Raw genomic sequence first — 24,818 nt, forward strand, 5'->3', positions numbered from 1 at the left:
GGCGGACGTTAGTGCTTCCCCGTGGAGATGCCGCGGCGCAGCTTCGCCGCCTTCACGGTGTTGTGCATCAGCATGGCGATGGTCAGGGCTCCTACACCGCCGGGAACGGGCGTGTAGGCGCCAGAGATGGCAAATGCAGCCGGATCGATATCGCCGACAATGACGGAGCCGCGCTTGGCGAATGTCGCGGCGCGCTCGGCATCGCCGGGGAAGAAGCGCTGCACGTCCGCTGCATCGGTAAGGCGGTTGATGCCTACGTCGATCAGGGTTGCGCCATGCCGGACCATCTCGGGAGTGATGTAGCCGGGGCGGCCGATGGCTGCTACGAGGATGTCGGCGTTGCGAGTGACGGAGGGAAGATCCTTCGTCTTGCTGTGGCAGATGGTGACGGTGGCTGACTCATTGAGAAGCATCATGGCGGCAGGTTTGCCGACGATGTCGGAGCGTCCGACGACGACTGCATTCTGGCCTGCGATAGGAAGGCCGCTGCGGCGAAGGATCTCGATGATGCCGGCAGGCGTGCATGGAGTCAGGCCGGGTTGTCCCGCCTGCAGGCGTCCGGCATTGACCGGGTGGAACCCGTCGACGTCCTTGTCGGGAGAGACTGCCTCGAGCAGCCTCTTCGTATCGACGTGCTTCGGCAGCGGAAGCTGAATCAGGATTCCGTCGATGTCGTCGCGGACGTTGAGTTGCGCGACCAGCTGCAGCATCTCCTCGGTGGTGATGCTCTCGGGAGGCGTTAGCATCTCGCTGTAAATGCCGAGTTCACCGCAGGTCTTCACCTTGCTGCGCACGTAAATCTGCGAGGCGGGAACTTCGCCGACAAGGATGACAGCTAGTCCGGGCCGGACACCACGCGCCGTAAGATCGGTGACCTCGCGGGCAACTTCAGCCTTAATCTCAGCGGCGATGGCAACGCCATCCAGGACATAAGGAAGTTCGTTCATAAACTTTATGGTATCGCGACAACGTAGCCCATTGCTGCTGAGGTCGGATGCAACGTATTTCATCTTTAGCGAAGTAGAAGCGGCGGCTGCACCTGACCGCAAGCGAACAGGAGGAGTACGCAAGTTGAATTCCGGGGTCAGCGAGCGATGAAGAAGGAAGGAAAGCTGGCAGTGTTCTGACAGCTATTGCGAAGAAGGAACCAATTTTGGGCACGGCTGCGTGAGAGTGCGCATCCCCGCAGCGGTTTTCGCGTCTAATATCCAGATACTGGTGCAGACCTGCGCAGGGAGGGAGAAGATCGCGATGCTTATTGAGGTCCCTACCGGAGCCGAGAAGTTCTCAGAAGCCGATCTTACTGGCCTGCGTGAAGAGCTGCTACATGCCAACCTGGATTCGTGGCAGGCCGCCGACGTGATCAGCCATTACCTGGTTACGCGCGGTTATGGTGTCTCTGCTCCTGCGGCACGGTCCAGCGCTTCGCGTCTGGAGTCGACAGGCTATTCCGTGGAGCGTATGAAGGAAGAGTTTGAAAAGCTGGCCATGGTGGCATAGCTGTAGTGATTTTCCCTGGTCGTTTGTGGCTGGCTCTCGTCGGATCTCTCGACGGTGCATAATCAATAGTGATGCCGTCTCTCTGGACCCCCTCAAACTGGCCGCAGCGCCTTTCGGAGCTGCTTGCTTCCACCGGTGAGCTGAAAGAAGCTCCACTTCGCCGTGATGTGCGTTCGCTCGGAATGCTGCTGGGCGAGGTTCTTAAAGAACAATCGGGCGAAGAGCTGTATGACGCCGTTGAGGACCTGAGGCGCACGGCGATTGCTAGGCGCGAGGCGGATGCAGCGGAAAATAACTCGGCCGCCGCGGCACAGCTGCAGCAGTCCATCCATCGGGTCCACACGCATGCGGATGATTTGACCCGCGCCTACCGGCTTGCACGCGCCTTCAGCTTCTACTTTGAGCTGATCAACCTTGCCGAGACCAATCATCGCAAGCGCAGACGAAGTTCCAGCCAGTTGAACGACGCTCCGCCGCAGCGCGGCGATCTTCGCGGTACGCTGCGCAGGCTGCGCGAGGCCGGCTTTGACGCAAAGCGGGCGATAGAGATGCTGGGGCGTATCGTGATTACGCCGGTGTTCACAGCGCATCCCACTGAAGTGGCGCGGCGCTCGGTCATGTTCAAGCGCCGCCGCATCTCCGACCTGCTGGAGCGGCTGGATCGCATCGCGGTTCCGGAGAAGGAGCTGGAATCGCTTGAGGATGAGGTGACGGGGGAGATTACGGCGCTCTGGCAGACGGACGACGTTCGCAGCGCACGGCCCACCGTACGCGACGAGGCGCGCATGGCGCTCGATTACTACGAAGCGTCCCTGTTCGACACCCTCCCGGTGCTCTATACGGAAGTTGCCGCGGCCATCGAGGCCGAGTACCCGGAGGTGAAGATTCCAATTGCCGATCTCCCCCTGCTGGTGACCTTCGGATCGTGGATCGGCGGCGACCGCGATGGCAATCCTTTTGTGACCTCGCAGACCACGACGGAGTCGCTGGCGATGGCGCAGGGGCTACTCCTCAACCACTATCGCCGCAGGCTGCAGGATATCTTTGAGCAGCTTGGAAGCTCGACCCAGCAGGTCCCGGTCTCGAAGGAGCTGCAGGCGCTGCTGGATCGCTATCTCAGCCAGCTGCGCACGGCCGGGCAGACCGGCCTTGAAGAGCGATTCCACTTTGAGTATGTGCGGCTTCTACTTGCATGCATTTTGATGAGGCTTGGAGCCACACCGCAGAGCGCGGTTCCGCTGCCTCCGAAACCAGCGCTCGAGCCTTACTCGCGCAAGGAAGATTTGCTGTCCGATCTTTCGGTTCTGCGTTCCAGCCTTATGGAGAACAAGGGCGAGCGGCTCGCCCAGATGCTGATCGATCCTCTACTGATCGAGGTGCGCACCTATGGTCTGCACCTGCAGACGCTCGATATCCGTCAGCATGCGCGTGTTCACTCGGCGGCGGTGGCTGAGATTGCGGGTTGCACCCAGGCTAATGCCGATCTATCGGAATTGCGGCTTCCGGCGGCGCTGTCGCCCCAGACCACCGAGGTGCTTGAGACCTTCCGCGCCATCGCGGAGCTGAAGCGGAAGTATCCGGCAGAGGCCATCGGACAGTATGTGATCAGCGGGGCGACGAGCGCAGAGGATGTGCTGAATGTGCTCTGGCTGGCAAGGCTCGGTGGCGTTCGCGTCGAGGCCAGTGGAGATGGTCCGGGTGGCGATCCCGGTCTGCAGCCGGTTCCGTTGTTTGAATCGATCGAAGATCTTCAGAATGCCGCCGGCATCATGCGGCGACTCTGGTCCAGCGAAGCGTTCCAGCCGCTGCTGAAGTCCTGGGGGCACCGCCAGGAGATCATGCTGGGCTATTCGGACTCGAATAAAGATGGCGGCATGATCACCAGCACATGGGAGATCTGGAAGGCTCATCGCGAGCTGCATCGCGTCGCTGCGGACTGCGGCGTGACGCTGCGGCTCTTCCATGGCCGCGGTGGTACGGTTGGTCGCGGGGGAGGCCCGACGCATCGCGCGATCTTTGCGCAGCCGGTGGACAGTTTCTCCGGCGAACTGCGTCTGACTGAGCAGGGTGAGGTTCTCAACTGGAAGTACTCCGACGTGGTGCTGGCCGAGCGCAACCTGGAGTTGATGATCGCAGCTTCGCTCGATGCCTTGGCCCGGCCGGATGCGATTCTCAAGAAGGACGCGAAGACACCGCACCTGACCGGGGAGATCACTCCCGCGTGGGAGACTGCGATGGAAAAGCTCTCGCAGACATCCTTCGAGTTCTATCGCAAGCACATCATCGAGAATCCCGACACGTTTACCTACTTCGAGCAGGCGACGCCGGTTGCGGAGCTTGAGAATGCGCGCATCGGCTCTCGCCCCACCAAGCGCACCGGAAAACGCTCGATGGCGGACCTGCGTGCGATTCCGTGGGTCTTTGGCTGGATGCAGTCGCGCCAGCTGGTTCCGGCCTGGTTTGGCGTCGGCTACGCGCTGGATGCTTTCGTGCGCGAGAATCCCGATGGCCTGGCGCAGTTGCAGTCGATGACTCGCGACTTCCCGCTCTTCCTCGACATCATTCGCAATGTGGAGATGGCGCTGGCCAAGTCCGACTTCGGGATCGCGCAGCTCTATGCATCGCTGGTGGAGGATGGAGCCCTGCGCGATCGCGTGTACTCGATGCTGAAGGCGGAGTTCGATCTGACGCACAAGATGCTGCTCGCCGTGACCGGCCAGCAGCGGTTGCTGGAGACGAACCCCGTGCTCGAGCGCTCGATCCGGCTGCGCAATCCCTACGTCGATCCGATGAGTCTGCTGCAGGTGGAGCTGATTCGCCGCAAGCGGATGGCTGCTGCCAAGGGAGAGGCAGATTCTCCCGAGCTGAACCGGGCGATCTCGGCGACCATCAACGGCATCAGCGCCGGGCTGCGGAATACGGGCTGATCGTTGTGTCGTGTCAGGCTGTTGCGTTCACGTCCAAACGATGATGCTGCAGGCTTCCGCCCGGGCAGGGGTTTATGGCCAGCTCGACGCCGACTTCGCTGCCCGCAAAGCCTTCCACGGCATGGAGTAGTTCGCCGCTGCGCCGGTATCCCCGATTAGAAGCCCTGATCGGGCCGGAAGGCCGTCGCCTTGTTGTTAACGTACGTTACGGCGATGGGCTTGCCTAAGTTCGAATAAACGACCAGCCGGTTGCCGTAATCGTTGCTGACGCTCTTGGAGACCTGCCCGAGGGCGAGCTGGGTCTCACGCTCGCTCATCCCCAGGATGACCTGGTGGGAGTCGACGGCCTTCCAGATCTCAGGGCCCCAGTGCGCATACAGCTGGTGCGGGTCATCATAGAAGAAGATCTCGTCGAGATAGAAGGTGTACTGGCCGTTCTCGTGGTATCCGATTGGAACCCCGTAGACCTGTTTGTGATTGTCCTGGTCAGGCAGGGTGAACAGCATAAGGACCTGGCGGTCCCCGCCGGGAATGCGGTGCGTGGCGGACTTCGGCGCGACCTGTTCGACAAAGTCCTGCACCTCGAGTTTTTGAGCACCGAGTAGTGTGCCCGATGTCTTGCCGTAGTTTATGTGCTTGCCGGAGGCAGGGTAGTAGTCCATCTGCCCGCCCGCGGAGACCCAGAGGGTTGAGCCGTTCAACTCCTTTGCGTCGGCCATTGAGGACTGGCGCTTCTTCTTCAGGAAAACGAGATCGTCATCGGCGATCTTCTCGCGCTGCACCGTTGGCGCTGGGGCTTTGGCGGCTTCGTTGCGTTCCCGATAGATCATGCCAACACGTACGCCAGCGATAATGAGAACAAGCAGGGTCCCGCCGAGCGCGGCCTTCATTCCGTTTTGCAAAGTGCCTCCGTCGACCAGATGATCAGGGTTTCGTGATTTTCGGGCCGCTTTGACGCTAAACGATAGCGGGCATGTGCGACAAGAAGCCACCGAAAATCTGCAAAAGAAAAGCCTGCGCGGAGGCCGGGCGCAGGCTCTCACAGAGCGTTGAGGCTGTGATTAGAAGTTGATCTTGGCGGCAAACTGCATCAGGCGCTGATTGGTATTGGCGGCTACGCTATTGATGACTCCGAAGGTGGCGGGCGAGGTGATCGTCGTTCCGGGAGTTCCAAGTGTGGGATGGTTGGCCACGTTGAAGCTCTCGGCCCGGAAGGTGAGGTTCATCTCGTGATAGATGGGGAAGGTGCGGAAGACGGAGGCGTCGAGGTTCCACAGCCTCTGCGTACGCAGCATATTGCGGCTGGAGTTACCGTAGGTTCCACTGGCCGGGATCGCGAAGGCGGCGGTATCGAACCACTTTGCCGCTGACGCATGTTCAAGATGAGGATCGCCGACAACGTTGGCGCGTTCGTAGGTGCTTCCATTGCCGACGTTGGCGATGTCGCCAGCAGCATTGATGGTGAAGGGCTGACCGGAGCGAGCCGTGAAGATGAAGTTCACCTGCCAGCCTCCGAGGACGAAATCGGCAAAGCTGTTGCCCGTGTAGAAGCGCCGTCCCTTGCCGAAGGGTAGTTCGCCGTTCATTCCTACAGAGAGCATGTGAGGAATGTCGTAGGCGGCGACCGAGCGGCTTCCGCGCAGGTCGTAGCGGTTCTGCAGGCCGTTGCCTTCTACGCCGAACCAGCCGGACTGGCCGGAGTCGATGGCCTTGCTCCACGTATATGCGACGGTGTAGCCCAGCCCGTTGCGGAACTGGCGCAGCAGCGATGCCTGCAAGCCGTTGTAGCTGGCGTTTCCGTTGGACGAATCCCATCGGTTGGGGACCGTGTAGGGGAAGGGCTGTCCGGCAGTCCCGGCGGCGCGGCGGGCAGCGAAGGAGGCTCCCGGACCGGGCTGGCCGATGTTGGTGTAGCCGCCGATGTCCGTGCGGTGGCTTTGCGAGCCCACGTAGTTGACCGACAGGACCGTATTGTTGGTCAGTTGCTGCTCGAAGCCGATGTTCCACTGCTCGGAGTAGGGGTTCTTGATGTTGGGATCGACGAAGTAGTTGACGTTGGTCGCATCGAAGGGCGTGGCTGCGGGCTGCGAGCCGGAGCTCGATCCGAAGGGATTCTGCGAGGGAGTGTAGGTGTTGCCCGGAGTATTGGTGTTGTCGAGCGCGCGCGTGCCTACGTCTGGCCATGAGCCCTGGTAGTTCTGCGGGAGCTGGATGACGGTCGACCAGTTGTCGTAGTTAATGCCGAAGCCGGCGCGGAAGGCGAGTTTGGGATTGATTGCCCATGCCAGACCAAAGCGCGGGCCGACGTTCGTCTTTGTGCCGCGCATGATCTTGCGATTGGGGGAGATCACAACGTTGGCAGGCAGTGTGGCCGAGGGCAGGCAGGGAGCGTGTCCACGGTCGGAGCAGAGCGGCGGCGCCACCTGGATGATGTACTTGCCGGTGGCGAAGTCGAAGTCGCCGGTCTCGATGGATCCCTGCTGCCCAATCGTTGCGTCAGTGCCGTACTGCGGAATGACGGTGCGGTCGTAGCGGACGCCCACGTTGATGGTTACGGTCGGCGTCATCTTGAACGAGTCCTGTATAAACGCTGATGCAATGCCGCCCGGCCGCTCCGTAATCAGCACGTTGCGGAAGTTGAAGTTCGAGGGAAAGTTCAACAGGTAGCTGGCAAGACCGTTGCCGGACTGGGTCGACTGACGGCTGGGAACGGTCGAGCCGGGGTTTCCGGCGAAGTTGCCGGTCGAGGCTCCATTGAAGGTAATGGAGCCGCTGCGCTGGTACTGCTCGAAGTTGGCCTGGTCCCAGCCACCTCCCCAGGTGATCTGGTGGCGACCGACAGTGTGAATGACCTGACCCTTGTACTCGTGGATGCTGGAGAGGTTTTTGGAGGGTGTGCTGTTTTCGCCGCCATTGTAGTAGCCGGTGATGGAGATGGAGGGGAACAGGGAGACGCCGCCGACGAAGTTCGAAAAGGAGCTGTCGACCCCGTAGGTGCTGAGGAGATCGGCATTAGGAATATCGAAGCGCGTGTCGGGGTTATAGCCGACGTGCGTGCGACCGTATTGAACCTGCATGCTGGTGCTGGTGCTGAAGATGTGCATCCAGCTAGCGCCGTACTGCTCGGCCGGAAGGTCGGTGGTGGTGAGCAGGTGGGGAACGTTGCCTGGTTGCACCGTGTTCATCCTGATGCCGCTGTAACGGAAGAAGATGAAATCCTTGTCGCGGACGTGCTGGTCGATGCGAGCGCTGTAGTTATGGCTGGTCTGCCGGGTTGGCGTGGTGATGACGCCGTTGTACTGCGTTGGCGCGAAGCCGGGCACATTGACCGGAGCTGAGAAGATCTTGTGGACCAGGGCGACAGAACGAGGATCTATCCTGGACACCGGAATCTGGTTCCCGACAAAGGCCGGACGGTTGGAGGCTGTATTCGCGACGGTTGGATCGTAGAGCTGACAGGCAGATGTGCTGGTCGCAGTTTTGTCGGAGCAGCCTGTTACGCCAGTTGTGGCCGTGCTGAAGTCTGCGACGGAAAGATCCTGCGGGCCGCCCCACGTGCTCTCGCCCAGTTGCGCCGCCGTAGGCTGCAGGAAGTAGATTCCGTTGCCCTTGCTATAGCGCGTTCCCTCATAGGAGAAAAAGATGAAGGTCTTGTTATGGCCGTCATAGATCTTTGGGATGCTCAGCGGACCTCCGAACACTCCGCCGAACTGGTTGAGGTGGTAGGCCGAAAGAGCGGCGAACCGGGGACGCGCGTCGAAGGCGTTGTTGCGGATGTATTCCCATAGCGCGCCGTGGTACGCATTGGTGCCGGATTTGGTGGCGACGTTCACGACGCCGCCAGTTACCTGGCCGTACTGCGCGTCGTTGTGTGAGTTGACCTTGAACTCCTGGATGGAATCGACGACCGGGGCAACCGCGTAGGTGTTGTACCAGGCGTTGTTATCGTTCATGCCGTCGACCAGGTACAGGTTGGAACGGTTCGGCTGCCCGTTGATGGAAGGGAACGAGAACGTTGAGCCCGCTGTCACCGCCGTGTTGCCGCCGCTGGAGTTCTGGCCGACCGACACGGGGGTAGCGCCAGGCGTGAGGGTGAGCAACTGGGTGAAGTTGCGGCCGTTGAGAGGAAGGTCCTGGACCTTCTTCTGCTCCATCACGGTGCCAAGCTGTGAGGTAGCGCTCTCAATTTGCACGCCTTCGGCCTCAACCTCGACGGCGACCTTGACGTCACCTGCGCGAAGGGTTGAGTTGAGGGCGATGACCTGGTCTACTCCCACGTCGAAGGCGTTGATCTGCTCGGTCTGGAACGAAGGTGCGGAGACGCGGACCGTATAGCGTCCGGGAGCGACGGAGGGGAAGGCATAGTTGCCGCCGTCGTTGGTCAACGTGCTGCGCTCGACGGAGGTGGCGGTGTTTTGAAGCACGACAACCGCTTTGGGGATGGCGGCGCCGGTATTGTCCTTGACGGTTCCATTTACCGCCGCTGACGACAGTTGGGCGAGAACGGAGACGGGGGGCAGGACCATCGTGAGAAGGGGGAGGACGATGCGGGGAAGCGTTCTGACACACCGAGGAAGAGTGTTCTGCATAGGTTGGGGCACCTTTCCACTGACGGAGAGCAATATTCGCAGATGAAAATCGCCCCAAAGGTTAGGGAAGGCAGGGTAGAGCTGTCAACAGAAGATTTCGCTTGTAAGAAATATGTTTTACGGATGAAGGACAAATTTGGACCGCCCGGAGCTTTCCCCGGCAGGGATCGAGCGCTCGCCGGTATCGTCAGCGCCTTGCGGCATCGAACGGAAGAAAGATCGCGAAGATTGTGCCATGGCGGGTTGGCGACTGGCTGGAGCGAAGCCGAATCGTGCCACGATGGCGGGTGATGATCTCTCTGCTGATCCAGAGGCCGAGGCCGGTGCCGATGTTTCCCTTGGTGGTGAAAAAGGGCTCAAAGATGCGCTGAGCCGTATCCTTTGCGATACCGGAGCCGGTATCGGCGACGGTAAAGACGACGCCGCGCTCCCCTGTCGACCAATTGGTACCCTCCCGGGTGCGAAGGAAAAGGTCTCCGGGAGTCGAGCTCATTGCATCGAGCGCGTTCGCGATCAGGTTCGCGAGCACTTGACGGATTTCGCCATCGAAGCATCGAACGGAGCGCTCAGCCCGCATTCGCGTAGAGACCTGCGCGGGAGAGTTGCGTAAACGTCCGTGATAGACGTTGAGCGTCTCATCGACGAGCGCCGCGGTATCGATCTCCTGGGGACTGTTGGCCTGGCGGTGAAAACGAAGGGTCTGCGCGGCGATGACGGAGATGCGTTGCAACTCGGCGTCGGCGGTTTGAAGAAGATCGTGAACCTCATCGAGTGAGCCTGAGTGCTGCGCCAGATAGAGAAGGTTGGTGACGGCCTCCAGGGGATTGTTGATCTCGTGAGCGATGGAGGCAGCCAGCCTGCCGACAGCAGCGAGCTTTTCGGTTTGGATCAGTGCCTTCTCTGCCTTCTTCTGTTGCGTGATCTCAAGCGAGGCTGCAGTGATCCCCTGCATGGCTCCATCCGGACCATAGACGGGAAAGTAGCTGACCGTCCAGTAACGATGGTCGGCCGGATCTGTAACGAGAGTTCCTTCGAGGGGATAGTTCACGACAGGCTCGCCGCGGGCGACCTGGTCAAACAGTTCGCGGAGAACGGGAATGTGTGACATCTGTGTGAGCGTTTTGCCTACGACCTGGGAGGGTTTAAGACCAAAGAAGGCAGCCTGGTTGTCGTTGAGACGAAGGTAGTGATAATCGTCGAGATCGAAATAGGCCAGGCCGATGGGCGCGGTGTCGTAGATGGTCTGCAGCTCCGCATGCTGCCGCTCGCTCTCGATGGACCTGCGGCGCAGCTCTTCACGGTCGGCTTCAAGAGCGCGGAGCGCGCGTGCGCGTTCTATGGACTCCCAGCAGCGCGCTGCGATCGAAGCGACGAGTGTGACCTCCTGCTTGTGCCAACGGCGCGGTTCCATGGTGTGAACCGCGAGGATGGCAGTGAGTCGCCCTTCCTTCATCAGCGGGTAAGAGATGGTCGCCCGTACGCCGGCTGCACGAAAGGCTTCGATTCCTGAGGCGCAGCCAGGATCGGTCTCGGTATCCTCAACGATGAAAGGTTTACTAGCAGTAAGCAGGTCGTAAGCAGCGCTGGAGAATTGACGCAGCGTGTAGCTGCCGACCATCGACGGCAGGCCATCGATGAAGTTGCCGATAACGACCAGAGTATCTTGATCGAGTTCAACCTCTGCGTAGGCGCAACGGTTCACGCGGAGGTGGCGGCCCAGAAGAGTGGCGGCGCTAAAGGTGATCTCGGTGGGGTCGGTGGCGGTGCGAGTGGTGGCGTCGATCTGCATGAGCACGTTCTCACGTTCGCGCATGAATTCGATCTCGCGCTGAAGCTCCGTGATCTGCGTTTGAAAATCCGTGGTCATGACAGAGAAGTTAGATGCTGGAGAACACGGATGAGCGGTTTGTAAGGCGACAGCCTGGGAAGTCCTGATTGCTCTCAACGGTGGCTACCGATCCTTAGAGTCGCTCTCTCTCGATGCGGCTGAGAGAGGTTTCGTCCAGGATGACTCCTCCCGGTCGAGTCAGTCAGGCGGGTTCAGTCGATTGCTTCTGCGGCGCTGAGCTCCTGGTTAATCTCCATGAGCGACTCGGCAGTGAGGGCGTCGGCCCGGCGGAGTTTGGGGAAGATAATGGAGGCGGAGAATGTCACGATGACGGAAGCGATTCCGCCGAGGATCACGGCCGGGACAGCCCCCAACCAATTGGCAGTAACGCCACTCTCAAATTCCCCGAACTCGTTGGAGGCTCCAACAAAGAGCCAGTTGACGGCGCTGACGCGGCCTCGCATCTCAGGTGGCGTGGCAAGCTGCAGCATACTGGAGCGGACGACGACCGAGACCATGTCGCTCGCGCCAGTAATGATGAGCGCTACCAGGCTGAGCCAGAGGTTGCGGGAGAGTCCGAAGACGATGGTTGCCGCTCCAAAGATGGCCACGCAGATGAGCATGGTTACTCCTGCCCGCCGTTTGATGGGGCGAGCGACGAGCAGCAGGGAGACAGCGAGAGCGCCGACGCTGGGCATGGCTCGCAAAAGTCCGAGGCCGCGCGGCCCGGCGTGCAGGATGTCTTTGGCGAAGATGGGAAGCAGTGCGACCGCACCGCCGAGCATGACGGCGAAGAGGTCCAGGGAAATGGAGCCGAGCAGCAGCTTGGTTCGCCAGACGTACTCCAGACCGGCGAGCACGGTGCGTGTGCTGAAAGAGCTGGCCTTTCTTTCTATGGTATCGGGGCGCATCATTCCGACGAGGACGAGATAACCCAGGAGCATGGTCAGGGTGAAGAGATAGACGATGGGGGCTCCACGGAGCGGGAGCAGAGTGCCGGCGAGCGGAAGGGTAAAGAGAAGGCCGCCGACTGCGGGGCCTGACATGTTTGCGATCTGGTAGATCGTGGCTCCCCAGGTGACGGCGTTGACGAAGTGATCCTTCGGCACGAGGCTGGGGAGCAGTGCGCTGGAAGCGGGACCGCTGAAGGCCCGGCCCATACCGATTCCGACCAGCACAGCGTAGATGGGCCAGACGCGGTGGCCAGCGAGGGCCCACGGATGGAGGGAGAGCCAGAGCAGTATGCTGGTGCAGACTGCCTGCAGGCCATAGCACAGCAGGATGATCCTGCGGCGATCGTAGCGGTCGGCAGTGTGTCCGGCGGCGAGCATGAAGATAAGGCCGGGGAGGAAGAGCGAGAGGCCAGTCAGTCCGAGGTCGAGTGCGGAGTTCGTGATCTGGTAGACCTGCCAGGCGACGGCGAGCGACTGCGCCTCAGCGCCAATAACCGCCAGGAGTCTTGCGCTCTGGTAGAGACGGAAATTACGCGAACGAAAGGCATCCCCCGCCCGCGCGGAAGATCGACTGTCACCATCAGCCATGGTTCTATGCTGTCATACTTTAAGTGCAGAAACATTCCGGTCGACCTGGGCGTGGCAGAATGGCTGCATTCGGAAGAAGCGTGCATGTGAAAATTCTGCCGCAGCGGCAATCCGGAAGCAGCTTTCATGCGTCGTAGAACGGGAGTACCTTGGATGTCTATGGAGCGCCTCTGCTTCGGCGGGTGTGGTTCCTGGCGCCGGGGTTGATTCCGGCTGCACCGTTTCTTGTGTTGGCTGTACCGGGGGATTAAGCCTGCGTGGAAGCTGCCGCTACAGGCATTGCGGTTTTCGGGTGTTGGATCACCTTATTTTTGTCTTGGTAAAGAGGGCTCTTTGCGATTTCAAACGACGAAACGGGTTCAGGGTCAGGATCCGGAGCTGGTTTTAGGAGTGCTGGAAGGCTGTCTGCGATCGCTGTCAAACGAAGTTGTACGGCAAGGCAGTCAGATTACGCTGCTCGGCCTGGGACCTTCTCCGCGAGCGATCAATCGCCGGGATACTACGGTGATCGATGTAAAGCGCGAAAACGGCGCTACTGTCATTCATGCAGACGTCCGGTTTCAGGCATCGGCCTTTCTGGGCATGGCCGCTCAGGATGTGGTGGTCAAGGAGAAGCTGGACCACATCTTCGATGACATGCTGACTCAGTTGGGGCTGTCGGGCTGGGCGAGTCCATTAGAGAAGGTCGATGGCCCTGCGGCAACGTCTGCTAGCGTGGAGCGCCTGGCAGCGAACTCTGTCGAACCCGTGCTTGCGGCCCAGCAAACATTCGTGCAGGCATCGTCTACAGTCCCGGTGGCATCGGAAACACCCAGTGACAATCCGCCGGCAGGCGACGCGGAGCCTGCATCCGCAGGGGAACCCGGCAAGAAGGCCGAGCCGACTCGTTCGATGGCGGAATCTGATATCCCGGCTACAGCGGAAGTTCCGGTGGCCGGTGAGCCGATCCGGGAGCGCCTGCCCGTAGAGTCCGCATCCGGGTCTACCGCGTCTTCAACGACAGAGCCGGGAGCATCGCCACAAGTTCGGGTTACTGTCCTGGAAGAGGAGATTACCGTTGAAGAGAAACAGCTCCAGGCCCCAAAGGCTATCCTAGCCCCCGAAGTGAAGCTGCCCGACACTGTCGAAGCATCGACTGCGGTAAAAACGGATTCCGGTAGGAAGGCCGATGTACCGAAGTCGGGTGCCCCAGGCGTCGCGGAAAAAACTTTAGAGGCTTCATCTAAGCCCGCAGAAGAGGCTCCGATCGCCTCTGCGGAAAACGTCAGGCCGCTTTCGGCAAACGTTGCCGCATCATCCTTCAGGCTGGAGAAATCTGCGGAAAGCAAAAAAGATACGGTGGAAGAAAAGAAGCCTGCTCTACCCGTGAAGCCCGAAGCGCCCTCACTGAAGGCTCCGTCTGCGCAGCGTGGTTCGTCTGCGATCACGCCTCTGAAGCCGGCTATGCCGCGGACGGCTGCCGTGACGAAAGCTCCTGCGCAGCCGGCGCTATCTGCTCCGGCGAAGAATATGTTGGGTGCATCCTCTTTCGAGGACGAGCCGGAGGCGAGCTCAAAGTGGCTGAAGTGGAGCGCATGGATCGCGGCATTCATTGTTCTGGTCGTTGCCCCTCTGGTGTGGCTCTATATGCCCAGCCATCCTGAGAGTGCAACGCCGGTGAGCCAGCCCTCCCCGGCTGCTGCTGCGCCCGCCCCCGCACCTCAGCCACCCATATTGGCAAAGCAACCGGGAGACGATCCCGACCCGGTGATGGTGATCTCGGACTGGGAGGCGGCCATGAACTCCAGGGACGCTGACGCTCAGGCGGCCTTTTACGCCGATCCCGTGGAGAGGTATTTCCTGCGTCACAACCTGAGCCGCGATGAGGTCAAGGCCGATAAACTGGCCGCCATCAACCGGCGCAGAGACGACTGGTCCGTGAAGATGGAGAACGTCAAGATAACCCGGGCCGACGATAACACCGCAAAGGCGAGGCTGATCAAGCACTATACCGTCAAAGAGGACGGAAAGATGGCCTCCGAGTGGTTTGTGCCTTCGCTGCTGCTGATGACGCGCGCGAACGGCAGGTGGCAGATCACCTCCGAGCGCGACCTTGGATGGGCAACTTCACTGGATGAACTGGATCACTAGAGTTCGGCTCCTCTTCAGAAGCAATCATTCGGTTCGTCATTCTGAGCAACGCGAAGAATCCCTATATTTTGCCTCCAGCATCTATGGTGCTTCGGAGCAGGATACAGGGATACTTCACTGCGTTCAGGATGACGGTTTTTGACGGCACTGCCCAGGCGGAAATTGATCTAAGGATTTTGCTTCTTCAGCAGCGCCAGGACCTCTTCGGCGTGACCCTCAGGCTTCACTTCTTCGAAGATGTGGATCAGCCGCTGGCCCTCTCCCTTGTCTGGTCCGATGAGATAGGTGGTGCGTTTTACGCCTTTCACCAGCTTGCCGTACATGTTTTTCGGCTTGATGAGGTCGTAGCGGTTGATCAGGACCATATCCGGATCGGCCAGAAGATCGTAGGGAAGGTCGTACTTGTCCTTGAACTTCTTCTGATCCTTAACGGTATCGCGCGAGATGCCGAGGACGACGATGCCGTTCTTCTGGAACTTCGTGAACGCATCGCGGAAGCCGCAGGACTCGATGGTGCAGCCTGGCGTGTCGGCGCGGGGATAGAAGAAAAGGACGACGGGAGAGTTCTTGAAGTCGGAGAGGGAGACGTCTTTTCCGTCCTGATTCTGGAGGGTAAAGTCTTCTACGAGATCGCCAGGTTTCATCGTTGCTTGTCTCAACTTTCTTGATCGGCTTAGCGGGACACCTTTATAGGTGGCCGCGTGACTATTTTAATTTCGAAGACATAAGGCCATTGTTTTCCGGTGACGAACAGCCGGTCGTGTGCAGCGTCATACGCGATTCCGTTCAGGACCGACTCGGAGTCGATTCGCTGGTTATCGGCCAGGATGCCGGTCAGGTCGATCCAGCCAAGCACCCGTCCGTCCTTAGGAGAGATGCGCGCGATACGGTCGGAGTGCCAGATATTGGCGTAGATCTCGCCCTTGATGTATTCGAGCTCATTGAGCTGCTGGACGGAATGGGAGCCATCGTGGACGGTGATGTGGCGGAGCTCCTTGAAGCTGGAGGGATCGCGAAAGCGTAGAGTCGCGCTGCCGTCGCTGGTAATGATCTGCTTTTCGGAGCGAGTCATACCCCAGCCCTCGCCGGTATAGGTGAACTGACGGACAGGTCGCAGGCTGAAGCGGTCGTACACGAAGCAGGTGTGAGACTGCCAGGTCCATTGGTAGAGGTTCGGTCCCCAATCCACAATTCCTTCGCCGAAGTATTGAGCGGGCAAAGGGAGCCGCTGAACAGGCTTGCCGGTCTCGGGACGGATCACGAGAAGCTCAGAGTGTCCTTTGAGGCCTGTTCCCTCATAAAAGTAGCCGTCGCGATAGAAGAAGCCTTCTGTGTAGCTCGTGGTGGAGTGTGGATATTTTGCGACGACCTGATAGGTGTAGACGACAGGAACCTGGGCCTTCGAGCACGCGCCTGCGGCTGTGTGAAGCAACAGGAGACCGCAGGCGTAGCGAATCCATCGAGTGAGCATCTTTGCGGAAGGTTCGTGATCTAAGTAAGGACCGCAATCGTCTTTTCGAGCGATGCAGCATCTTCGACGTGGAGCGAGGGGATGGCGGACTCTCTTCCGAGGATTTGCCGGTTGAGGCCCGTGAGGACCTTGCCGGGGCCGACTTCGACGAAGTGGGTGATCTCCTGCCGGGCGAGGAGACGGATGCAGTCGACCCAGCGCACGGCCCCTGTGACTTGGCGGATGAGGCAGTCGCGGGCATCGGTTCCGCGTGAGATCAGACGTGCATCGACGTTGGATGCGACCGGGAAGGTGGGGTCGCTGAAGGCGGCGGATTCGAGGTCGATGGCCAGGCGGTCCTGTGCGGGCTGCATCAGGGCGCAGTGGAAGGGAGCGCTGACTTGTAACATCACCGTCCGCTTGGCGCCTGCTTCCTTGCATAGTTCGGCGGCCCTCTGGACCGCGGCGGTTGAGCCGGAGATCACGGTCTGGTCGGGCGAGTTGAGATTGGCGGGCGCCACGATGGAACGCGCCATCGCCGCGCGGGTGGCCTCCGGGTTGGTTGCAGCGGCTGCTGAAGGCACTCCAGCATTGGCCGCCGCGATTGCCTCAGGATTTACAGAATCCGGATTGACCGGTGGCGGCGGAGCGGTCGTGTTCTCGTCCGAGGCCTGTGCGCAGAGTTCTGTGATGCGGTCGGCGGCGAGTCCGAGGATGGCGGCCATAGAGCCCTGTCCTTCGGGAACTGCTTCCTGCATGTAGCGGCCCCGCAGGCGGACAGTACGGACCGCGTCGGAGAAGCTGAGCGTTCCGGCGGCGACGTGCGCGGAGTACTCCCCAAGCGAATGTCCCGCGGCAAGAGTCGCCACGATGCCGCGCTCCGAAAGGAGGCGCGTAATCGCTGCCGAGACGGTGAGGATGGCCGGCTGCGTATGTTCAGTCAGCTTGAGCTGATCCTCGGGTCCTTCAAAGATCAGCTTCGAGAGAGCGAAGCCGAGGGCGTCATCCGCCTCCTCGAAGATTGCGCGGGCAGAGGGGAAGGTGTCATAGAGGTCACGGCCCATTCCAACGGCCTGCGATCCCTGGCCGGGAAAGAGAAAAACTGGTTTCATCATTGATAAATATCGTAAATGAGCGCGGCTGTTCTCCCTCGCTGTGGTCAGGTGTTAGCCTCTAACTCCTGGAACAACTCGTAAAACAGATTCGGAAACAAAAGATCATATGCCAGGCTGCTGTATCTTCTCCGGGAAGAGGAAAAACATGAAATGTAGAGTGCTTCCGATATTTGCAGTCTTATCTGTATTTCTGCTGGGTGTTCTCCCTGCGCTCAACCAATCCTCACGGAAGGAGCCGGCGCTGTCGGCCGGAGAGGCCAGGGTTATCGACATGAAGATTGAGTCCATGCGGTCGGAGAGTGACCGGAAGGTTGCACGCGAGTGGTCGAACGCGAAGAAGGTGGCCGAGGTAATCTGCAGGCCGCGTGCAACGGAGTACTGGAAGAAGGCGGCGCCGGGTACAGATCGCGTGTTCCTGGGGACTTCCGATCCATCGACGCTGGTCCTTGAGAGTGACCGCAGATTGACCGGATCCGGTCAATATCGAACTGCCGATGGCTGGACCAATTTCAACTTCACCTGCGAGCTGGATCCGGACCGGGGAAGAGCAAGCGGCTTTGAGGCGACGCCCGTGTCGGAAGCAAAGAAGTAGACGAGCGCAGACTCTCCGGATTCGCAGCTCTACTCGGGGTGCAGATCGTTATGGAAGACGATCCGATCGCGACCATCGGCCTTCGCCCGATACAGGGCTTCGTCCGCGCGGCCGATCAGCTCATCGACATGACTGCTCATGCTGGAGTTGTACCAGGCGACCCCAAAGCTCGAGGTCACCTTTGCGGAGTGATGGTCGAAGTGGAAGGGTTCATTCGAGATGGACATCCTCAACTGATCGAGCCGCGGCTGCGCATCTTTGGGGGGCAGAGCCGGCATCACGATCAGGAACTCCTCACCGCCGTAGCGACCGATAAAGTCGTATGGCCGGATGTGATGGAGCATGCGGTTGGCAGCATCGCGCAGGATGGCGTCTCCAGCAAGGTGGCCCATGGAGTCGTTGATTTGCTTGAAGTGGTCGATATCGGCGAGAACGACGGCCAGCGTGGCTCCTGTGCGCCGGGAGCGGTCCATCTCACGGGCGAGAATGTCAAGAATTGCAGAGCGGTTCCAGATGCCGGTGAGCGAATCGCGTGTGGCCTGCAGGCGAAGTGCCTCGCGGGCAGCCAGCAACTCGGTCTTCTCCGCCTCCAATTCTCGCGTTCTCTGCGCTACGAGTTTGCGTAACATGCGTTGTCGGGCCAGCAGACGATTTTCACGCCAGTGCCAGACCAGGATGGAAGCGCCGAAGGATGCAATGCCGAGCACCAGATACATGGCGCGTGTGCGCCACCATGGCGGCCGTACCGTGAACTGCAGTGAGATGATGGGCGAATGCCTTTGCTGATCCGGGTCGATCGCCTGCAGCTCGAAGCGATAATCCCCGGGAGCAATGGCTGGATAGTGCAGCCAATGCGAGCCTGTTTCGCTCCAGTCGAACTCCATTCCCGAGAGGCGGTAGCGGAACCGGATGGCATCGCCGCGCGCGAAGTCCAGCGAGGTGAAGCTAACGTTCAGCGGTGAGTCCTGCCAGGAGACCATGGAGGTCTTCTCAAGCGAAAGAGGACGGTCCCCGACACCGGCGGAGAGAAAGCGGACGTCGAGCGGCGCAATCGTGAAGAGACGCTCGGGGTGCAGCAGGTGAATCGCTCCACCGTTGGCGCCGATCCATATGGAGCCGTCTTCGTCGGCGAAGAAGGCTCCCTCGTCGGTGTCGTTGGAGATGAGGCCATCCCTGCGGGTCAGCAGGCGCCACGAGGATCCGTTGAAGACGTCCACTCCCAGGTCTGTGCCGACCCAGAGCCATCCTCGACGGTCGAATCGCACGATCTGAACGTCATTCGAGGGGAGGTTCGGTGGCGTCACCGAGACTGCAGAGGTGGGCTGACCGTCCTTCATCTGAAGGTGGAGCAGCGCAGGAATACCGCCGCCAACCCATAGGCTGCCGTCGGGCGCTGCGGCGATATTGCGCATCTGGCCCCGAATTGCATCGGGATCGAGGGCGATGCGCTGGACAGGACCGGGCGTGTGCGGCATCCGGTAGAGCTGGTGATCGGAAAGGAACCAGAGGTCGTGGTCCGGTGTCTCGGCAGCATCCGCGAAGGCATCGCTTGAAAGCATGGGATCGAGCATCTTCTCGATGATGGTTTCCTGCGGGTCGGGGATGACGTACAGCCCATCGCGCGAGAGAATCCAGATGCGCTGCGAAGAGTCCTGAAAGACACGGGCGAGGCTGGGAAGTCTACTCCGGAAGACGATTCGGCTGATATTGGAGTCGGTGCGGAAGACCTCGCCGTCGATGGTGAAGACCCATAGCGATCCGTCAGGCGCCTGAGCGAATCCGGTGCCGTGGGTGAGCGGCATCCTGCCGAAGAGAGCAGGGGTGGTAAGTCGGTGGCTCTCGGTGTTCAGGCGATTGAGCTGAAACTGATCGGCGATCCACAGATGATGGTCCGCGTCACGGAAGATCGTCCAGACGACGTCATCGTGCAGCCCCTGGGCGATGGTCCAGTTCTGCACCTCGCGATACCCTCTCCAGCGGTAGAGGCCATGGCCGCGGGTCGAGATCCAGGGAACGCCGTTCTGGTCGAAGACCAGTGCGCTGACATCCTTGAAATCGATGCCGTTGGAGGTGTCGAAGATCTCCCATCCAGACGATTGTTTCTCCCAGCGAGCCAGCCCACGATTGGTCTGGGTCAGCACGGCGCCCTGGGGATCTTCCGCCATCGTCAGGATGCCGGATCCGTTGTAGATTCCAGCCTCGCTGCCTGAAGGGAGATCACGGCTACGAAACTGGCTTTCACCGTGTGCGAGGATACGGACGTGCTTGCGGCTTCGCACCCACAGATCTCCCTCGCGGCTTTGGAACAGGCAAGTCCAGGAGTCGGCGGGCAGGCCCTGCGAAGCGGAGTAGACCTGAACGCGCCCTGCTGCGTTCGCGCCCAGAGGATCCTGCAACCTGCAGAGAGAGCGGCCACATCCGAACCACAGTACGCGCCCAGTTGCGTTCCCGGCCGGAGCGAGAACGCTCGACACCTTTCCCAGTGCAGGGAGAGTCTGGATATCGTCTTCGTTGAAGAACGGCTCGGCCCGCCACGTTCTCTGTCCGGATGGCCCGCGGGCCTCTGAAAGTAGCATCAAGGTGCCGCGTGCGATGAAGAGAAGGTGTCCGGGGTCGATGGAGGTGATAATTTGGCCTGCGCCGAACTGCATTCTTGCAGACTCCAGAGGCGCAGGATGGAAATGTGTTCCATCAAAGACATACAGGTGGTCATTGGTCGTAACCCAGATTCGTCCTGCAGTGTCTTTGTGAAGTCCGAGGACGAGGGACTCTCCGATGCCTTCCGTCGGACCGAAGTGCTGGAAATCCGCACCGTTATAGCGGAAGAGACCATTCTCGGTGGCGACCCAGAGGAAGCCTGCGTTATCTTGCACCAGGTCGAAGACATCCAGGTTGCGAAGGCCTTCGTCCTGGCCATATCTGGTAAAGCTGAACTGCTGCCCCAGGGCACTGCTGAAGCAGGCGAGGATAAAGGACGCAGCAACGATTACGCGCATCAGGCACGTTCTGCCCGGCGGCGGAAATCCCGGAAATAGGAAGTCAGGTTTGCGTTCAGGCAGCCTGCTCAACGGGAGTCACCTGCGCAACACCTGGGATTCCGGCCAAATTCACATAAAAGCATTCGGCTGCGGGGAGGATGTTTGCAAGCCCTGGTGTCTCCTTAATCTATCAGGAATGAATAGTTTCGAACCGCTCCCGGTGGGTACATCTCAATGCGCAGGGCTATCCGTACACATTCAAACAAAGAAATGACCATCTGAGGATCGGGCTTTAGACTCCAAGGCCGAAGTCGATGTCCTGCTGGTCTCCGGAATGGGAGTAGAAGTCATAGGGCGTTCGCCGGTTGAACTTGTACCGCAGACGAAGTTCACGGCCGATGAACAGGCCAAGAGCTACGGCTCCGAGACCGGCGGAGACCCAGCCGACGGTCTTGATCAGTGTCGATTCCTTCTCGTCTTCCGGAAACGGAAGATTGCTCAAGGCAGAGGCCACAGAATCCTCGGTGCAAACGGACTTCATGCTATGGATGATAGCGCAGGTTGTGGATGGTTGGCAGCCGGACGAAGAGGCATTGCGCTCCACAGGTACTCTTTCAGGCTCACCTGACGTCCACCTGCTGGAATCCAAGACTGTAGAGCAGGGTGGTGACAGCGGCCTGCGCGTTTTTACGAGCGGCATCCAGGATGCCATCCGAAAGGGCGGTCTGCTCCAACTGCCTCTCCGCTCGCGCACGGGTCTCCGACTCCAGGTTCTGATCGACGGGAACAAGAAGTCCTGTCGTCCGGGCATAAACCCGTGTGTGCTGGTTGTCGACCCTCGTGGTGAAGAGCTGGGATGCCGGAAGATTTACGTGGACTTTGCGTACACCATCGGCCTGGGTAATGCGAATGTCTTCGGACTTCAGCCGGGAGAGGTCGATCCCGGCGATGGCCTGTCCATGAACGACAAGGAGGATGCGATCGCCGGCGAGAAGGTCGGGCAGAACGGCGCTCGACTTAGAACCTTCAATCACCGTGTCTAAGGAATAAACGACGGTCTCGAGCCGGTTCAGCCGCTGGATGCGCTGAACGATCGCCGGCACAGAGGTATCAAAGGCGGTGGTGCGCCCTGTGATCCGGTCGGCGATACGGGCCATAGCGCCAGTGGTGGCATGGCGAAGGAAGAGGACCAGCGCGGCTGCCCCCAGCAGAAGCGCCAGGGTGAGGCAAAGAAGGAGGCCCACCCAGCTTCGGCTGCTACTGTGTTGAGTCGTCATCCTGCTTTGGATGGTATCGCAACGGCTGCCGTAAGCAGTGAAGAGGCTGATTTTCTGCTGGATGCGCGTTCTGCGGCAAAAAAAAATCCGCAGGGGAAGGGCTTGCCCCCCTGCGGATGGGTTAGCGGAGTTATCCGTCAGGCCAAAAACTTGCGCTTGGCGAAGCTGGCAAAACCGAGGGCTCCTGTGCCGAGCAGCAGGATGCTGGAGGGTTCTGGCGTCGCGGCCACCGGCGTGGCAAAGATCTGACCGGTGGAAAAGGCGCCGCCTCTGAGATCAGTGTAGACATAACCCAGCAATCCGGAGTTGAGGGTGATCTGGAACCGGCCATTTGCGAGGCTGCCGTCGTAGTTGATGCTGGCAAGCTGACCGAGCAGGAAGTCGACCGAGGCCGGAGAGTCTGAGTCGGCGAGCGTAAAGGTGTGGCCGGCGATGGTCATGGACAGATCGGTGAGATCGTGACCGGCGGCACCGTTCTGGAAGAATGCATCTACTGGAAAGTTCGGGGTGTCGTCGATCGTGAACGAGCCGGTACCACCGGCGAAGACGTTTCCTACGATATTGACCAGGCTGAGATCGTAGGTTACGGGTGAGGCGTGAGCCGCAGCAGGCGCCGCCACCAGACCAAGAGTCAGAAAAAGTACAGATAAAATTCTGCGCATAAGAGAAGGGCCCTTTCGGAATTCTTTGTTCCTGTATCTGTAAGGTCGTACGTGGTTTACGGGCAGTCAACGGGAAAGATAGTTCCCCGGAATGCGCAAACATCTGCGGTAATCGGAGATTCCGATTACTAAAGGCAGTAGAAGTAATTTGTTTGGGGAAAGCGGAGGATGTGAAGCAGCGATGATCTAATCGCACATGCCAAGATGAACATGCATTATTTTGCGGCTAAAAAAGATATTTCCAAAATGGGAAAAGTTCACCCTTAGAGGTGCATTCCTCTTAAAGGAAAGATTTTGGCCTCGCGCGCGACGATGCCGCCGGCATGGATGAGGTTTCTGGTCTGAGTGTTCCAAAGACTCTGAGGAGGTGCATGCGAGATCAGTTGTGATTCGTGGCGAAAACTTCTCAAGAGCCAGTCTGGCGCTGGCTGGGAACATTGGCTGCATGCCTCGCGGAGACATGCAGCAGCTATGCTCAAAAGCGTTTCAGATCTTCTATAACGCTTGCTCGATTGCTTCTGCGCCAGCGACTTCAGTCGTTGCGTGGTTGGTACGGTTGCGATAGCTTGCAGCGACGAAGTCGCGGAAGAGCGGATGCGGCTCAAGCGGCTTCGATTTGAACTCAGGGTGGAACTGGCAGGCGAGGAAGAACGGGTGGCTGGGGATCTCGACGATTTCGACGTAGGTTGCGTCGGGGGTAGTTCCGGTGAGGCGAAGCCCGGCGCCGGTCAGGACAGCCTCGTACTCGCGGTTGAACTCGTAACGATGGCGGTGACGTTCTGAAATCTCGGTCGTGCCGTAAGCCTTTGCGGCCAGCGAGCCGGGTTCGAGCACGCAGGGCCACGCGCCCAGGCGCATGGTTCCACCCATCTCTTCGACTCCGGTCAGCTCACGCAGCTTATAGATGATGCGGTGAGGCGTGGCGGGGTCGAACTCGCCGGAGTTGGCTTCCTTCAGGCCACAGACGTTGCGGGCGTACTCAATGCAGGCCGTCTGCATGCCCAGGCAGATTCCGAAGTAGGGTGTTCCTGTCTCGCGCGCATAGCGGATGGCGTTGAGCATGCCTTCGATGCCGCGCTTGCCGAAGCCGCCGGGAACCAGGATGCCGTCGAAGCCTTCGAGCTGCTGACGATATTCCTGGGTTGGCTTGCCGTCGGAATCGTGAGTTTCGAGGCCTTCAGCCTCGATCCAGGTGACGCGAAGCTTGAGGTTCTGCGAGAGAGCGCCGTGGACGAGAGCTTCCTTCAGGGACTTGTAGCTGTCCTCGTATTCGACATACTTGCCGACGATCCCAATGGAGACCTCGTCCTTGGGGTGATAGGCACGGTGAACGATATCCTGCCAACGCGAGAGGTCGGGTTCGGGGGCGTTGATGTGGAGGTACCGGAGCGCAAGAGCGTCGACGCCTTCCTGCGCAAAATTCAGGGGAACCTCATAGATGCTTGGGACGTCGCGGGCAGCGATGACGGCTGCCTCCTCGACGTTGCAGAAGAGGGCGATCTTCTGGCGCATCTCGCGGGGCACGGCGCGCTCGGTGCGGCAGAGCAGGATGTCGGGCTGGATTCCGATGGAGAGCATCTCTTTGACCGAGTGCTGGGTGGGCTTGGTCTTGAGCTCCTGCGCGGCGGCGATCCAGGGGATGAGGGTGACATGCACGAAGACGGTGTTCTCGCGGCCCAGGTCCTGGCGCATCTGGCGAATGGCTTCGAGGAAGGGGAGCGATTCGATGTCGCCGACGGTTCCGCCAATCTCGACGATGGCAACATCGCAGTCTGCGGCGACCTTGCGCATGGCGTTTTTGATCTCGTTGGTGACGTGCGGAATGACCTGCACGGTCTTGCCGAGATAGTCGCCGCGGCGCTCCTTGGTGATGATCTGCTCGTAGATGCGGCCCGTGGTCAGGTTGTTGTCGCGGGAGAGCTTCGCATGCGTGAAACGCTCGTAGTGGCCCAGGTCGAGGTCTGTCTCGGCTCCGTCGTCGGTGACGAAGACCTCGCCGTGCTGGAACGGCGACATGGTTCCGGGATCGACGTTCAGGTACGGGTCGAACTTCATCAGGTTGACGCGGAGTCCGCGGGCCTCGAGCAGGCAGCCGATGGAGGCCGCTGCCAGCCCTTTTCCTAACGAAGACACAACACCGCCCGTTACGAAGATGTACTTTGCAGACATTTCCGCGACCTCTTCAGATGGATTGGAAGTTTGTGCGTGGTGTGCACGATTAAGTATCGC

At 59.9% G+C, this 24,818-nt stretch carries 17 protein-coding genes; 4 read left to right on the forward strand and 13 right to left on the reverse strand.

What is annotated here, in order from left to right; translation table 11 throughout:
* Positions 1–8: 8 nt before the first annotated feature.
* Positions 9–947: a bifunctional 5,10-methylenetetrahydrofolate dehydrogenase/5,10-methenyltetrahydrofolate cyclohydrolase gene (locus tag GWR55_RS15245; protein WP_162403025.1), complete on the reverse strand. Its 939-nt coding sequence runs from the start codon at positions 945–947 to the stop codon at positions 9–11.
* Between the two features lie 304 nt (positions 948–1,251).
* On the opposite strand from GWR55_RS15245, the gene GWR55_RS15250 reads away from it, so the two are divergent.
* Together GWR55_RS15250 and ppc are read left to right on the forward strand one after the other, a co-directional pair.
* Positions 1,252–1,500, forward strand: a complete 249-nt coding sequence (locus GWR55_RS15250) for a hypothetical protein (protein ID WP_162403026.1) — start codon at positions 1,252–1,254, stop codon at positions 1,498–1,500.
* Between the two features lie 71 nt (positions 1,501–1,571).
* Positions 1,572–4,427: a phosphoenolpyruvate carboxylase gene (gene ppc / locus GWR55_RS15255; RefSeq protein WP_162403027.1), complete on the forward strand. Its 2,856-nt coding sequence runs from the start codon at positions 1,572–1,574 to the stop codon at positions 4,425–4,427.
* Between the two features lie 155 nt (positions 4,428–4,582).
* On the opposite strand, the gene GWR55_RS15260 is transcribed toward ppc, so the two are convergent.
* The 4 genes from GWR55_RS15260 to GWR55_RS15275 form a co-directional block, all read right to left on the reverse strand.
* Positions 4,583–5,329, reverse strand: coding sequence for a hypothetical protein (locus tag GWR55_RS15260; protein ID WP_162403028.1), 747 nt, complete (start codon positions 5,327–5,329; stop codon positions 4,583–4,585).
* Positions 5,330–5,488: 159 nt separating this feature from the next.
* On the reverse strand, positions 5,489–9,016 hold the full coding sequence (locus GWR55_RS15265; RefSeq protein WP_162403029.1) for a carboxypeptidase-like regulatory domain-containing protein: 3,528 nt from the start codon (positions 9,014–9,016) through the stop codon (positions 5,489–5,491).
* A gap of 187 nt (positions 9,017–9,203) precedes the next feature.
* Positions 9,204–10,883: a sensor histidine kinase gene (locus tag GWR55_RS15270; protein ID WP_238398452.1), complete on the reverse strand. Its 1,680-nt coding sequence runs from the start codon at positions 10,881–10,883 to the stop codon at positions 9,204–9,206.
* A gap of 173 nt (positions 10,884–11,056) precedes the next feature.
* Entirely contained in the window at positions 11,057–12,385 is a 1,329-nt protein-coding gene (locus GWR55_RS15275; RefSeq protein ID WP_162403030.1) for an MFS transporter, read from the reverse strand.
* Positions 12,386–12,718: 333 nt separating this feature from the next.
* Here GWR55_RS15275 and GWR55_RS15280 point away from each other — a divergent pair, with 333 nt between their 5' ends.
* Positions 12,719–14,515 carry a DUF4440 domain-containing protein gene (locus GWR55_RS15280; protein ID WP_162403031.1) on the forward strand — a complete coding sequence of 599 codons (1,797 nt, stop codon included), beginning with the start codon at positions 12,719–12,721 and terminating at the stop codon, positions 14,513–14,515.
* Between the two features lie 167 nt (positions 14,516–14,682).
* On the opposite strand, the gene GWR55_RS15285 is transcribed toward GWR55_RS15280, so the two are convergent.
* The 3 genes from GWR55_RS15285 to GWR55_RS15295 are packed head-to-tail and all read right to left on the reverse strand — an operon-like array spanning position 14,683 to position 17,080.
* Positions 14,683–15,159, reverse strand: a complete 477-nt coding sequence (locus GWR55_RS15285; protein ID WP_162403032.1) for a peroxiredoxin — start codon at positions 15,157–15,159, stop codon at positions 14,683–14,685.
* Between the two features lie 29 nt (positions 15,160–15,188).
* Positions 15,189–15,986 (reverse strand): glutaminyl-peptide cyclotransferase, encoded by a 798-nt coding sequence (locus tag GWR55_RS15290; RefSeq protein WP_162403033.1) that lies wholly within the window; start codon positions 15,984–15,986, stop codon positions 15,189–15,191.
* A gap of 20 nt (positions 15,987–16,006) precedes the next feature.
* Positions 16,007–17,080, reverse strand: coding sequence for an ACP S-malonyltransferase (locus GWR55_RS15295; protein WP_162403034.1), 1,074 nt, complete (start codon positions 17,078–17,080; stop codon positions 16,007–16,009).
* Positions 17,081–17,225: 145 nt separating this feature from the next.
* On the opposite strand from GWR55_RS15295, the gene GWR55_RS15300 reads away from it, so the two are divergent.
* Positions 17,226–17,672: a DUF930 domain-containing protein gene (locus GWR55_RS15300; RefSeq protein ID WP_162403035.1), complete on the forward strand. Its 447-nt coding sequence runs from the start codon at positions 17,226–17,228 to the stop codon at positions 17,670–17,672.
* A gap of 29 nt (positions 17,673–17,701) precedes the next feature.
* On the opposite strand, the gene GWR55_RS15305 is transcribed toward GWR55_RS15300, so the two are convergent.
* The 5 genes from GWR55_RS15305 to GWR55_RS15325 form a co-directional block, all read right to left on the reverse strand.
* The gene (locus tag GWR55_RS15305) at positions 17,702–20,668 is read right to left on the reverse strand and encodes a ligand-binding sensor domain-containing diguanylate cyclase (RefSeq protein ID WP_162403036.1); all 2,967 of its coding nucleotides are present in this window, start codon (positions 20,666–20,668) and stop codon (positions 17,702–17,704) included.
* 274 nt (positions 20,669–20,942) lie between these two features.
* A complete protein-coding gene (locus GWR55_RS15310; RefSeq protein ID WP_162403037.1) occupies positions 20,943–21,191 on the reverse strand; it encodes a hypothetical protein in 249 nt (82 codons plus the stop codon).
* Between the two features lie 79 nt (positions 21,192–21,270).
* A complete protein-coding gene (locus GWR55_RS15315; RefSeq protein ID WP_162403038.1) occupies positions 21,271–21,927 on the reverse strand; it encodes a DUF4230 domain-containing protein in 657 nt (218 codons plus the stop codon).
* Between the two features lie 137 nt (positions 21,928–22,064).
* On the reverse strand, positions 22,065–22,589 hold the full coding sequence (locus GWR55_RS15320) for a PEP-CTERM sorting domain-containing protein (RefSeq protein ID WP_162403039.1): 525 nt from the start codon (positions 22,587–22,589) through the stop codon (positions 22,065–22,067).
* Positions 22,590–23,084: 495 nt separating this feature from the next.
* Positions 23,085–24,758 (reverse strand): CTP synthase, encoded by a 1,674-nt coding sequence (locus GWR55_RS15325; RefSeq protein ID WP_162403040.1) that lies wholly within the window; start codon positions 24,756–24,758, stop codon positions 23,085–23,087.
* Between the last annotated feature and the right edge of the window lie 60 nt (positions 24,759–24,818).

The organism is Edaphobacter sp. 12200R-103, assembly GCF_010093025.1.
GTDB lineage: Bacteria > Acidobacteriota > Terriglobia > Terriglobales > Acidobacteriaceae > Edaphobacter.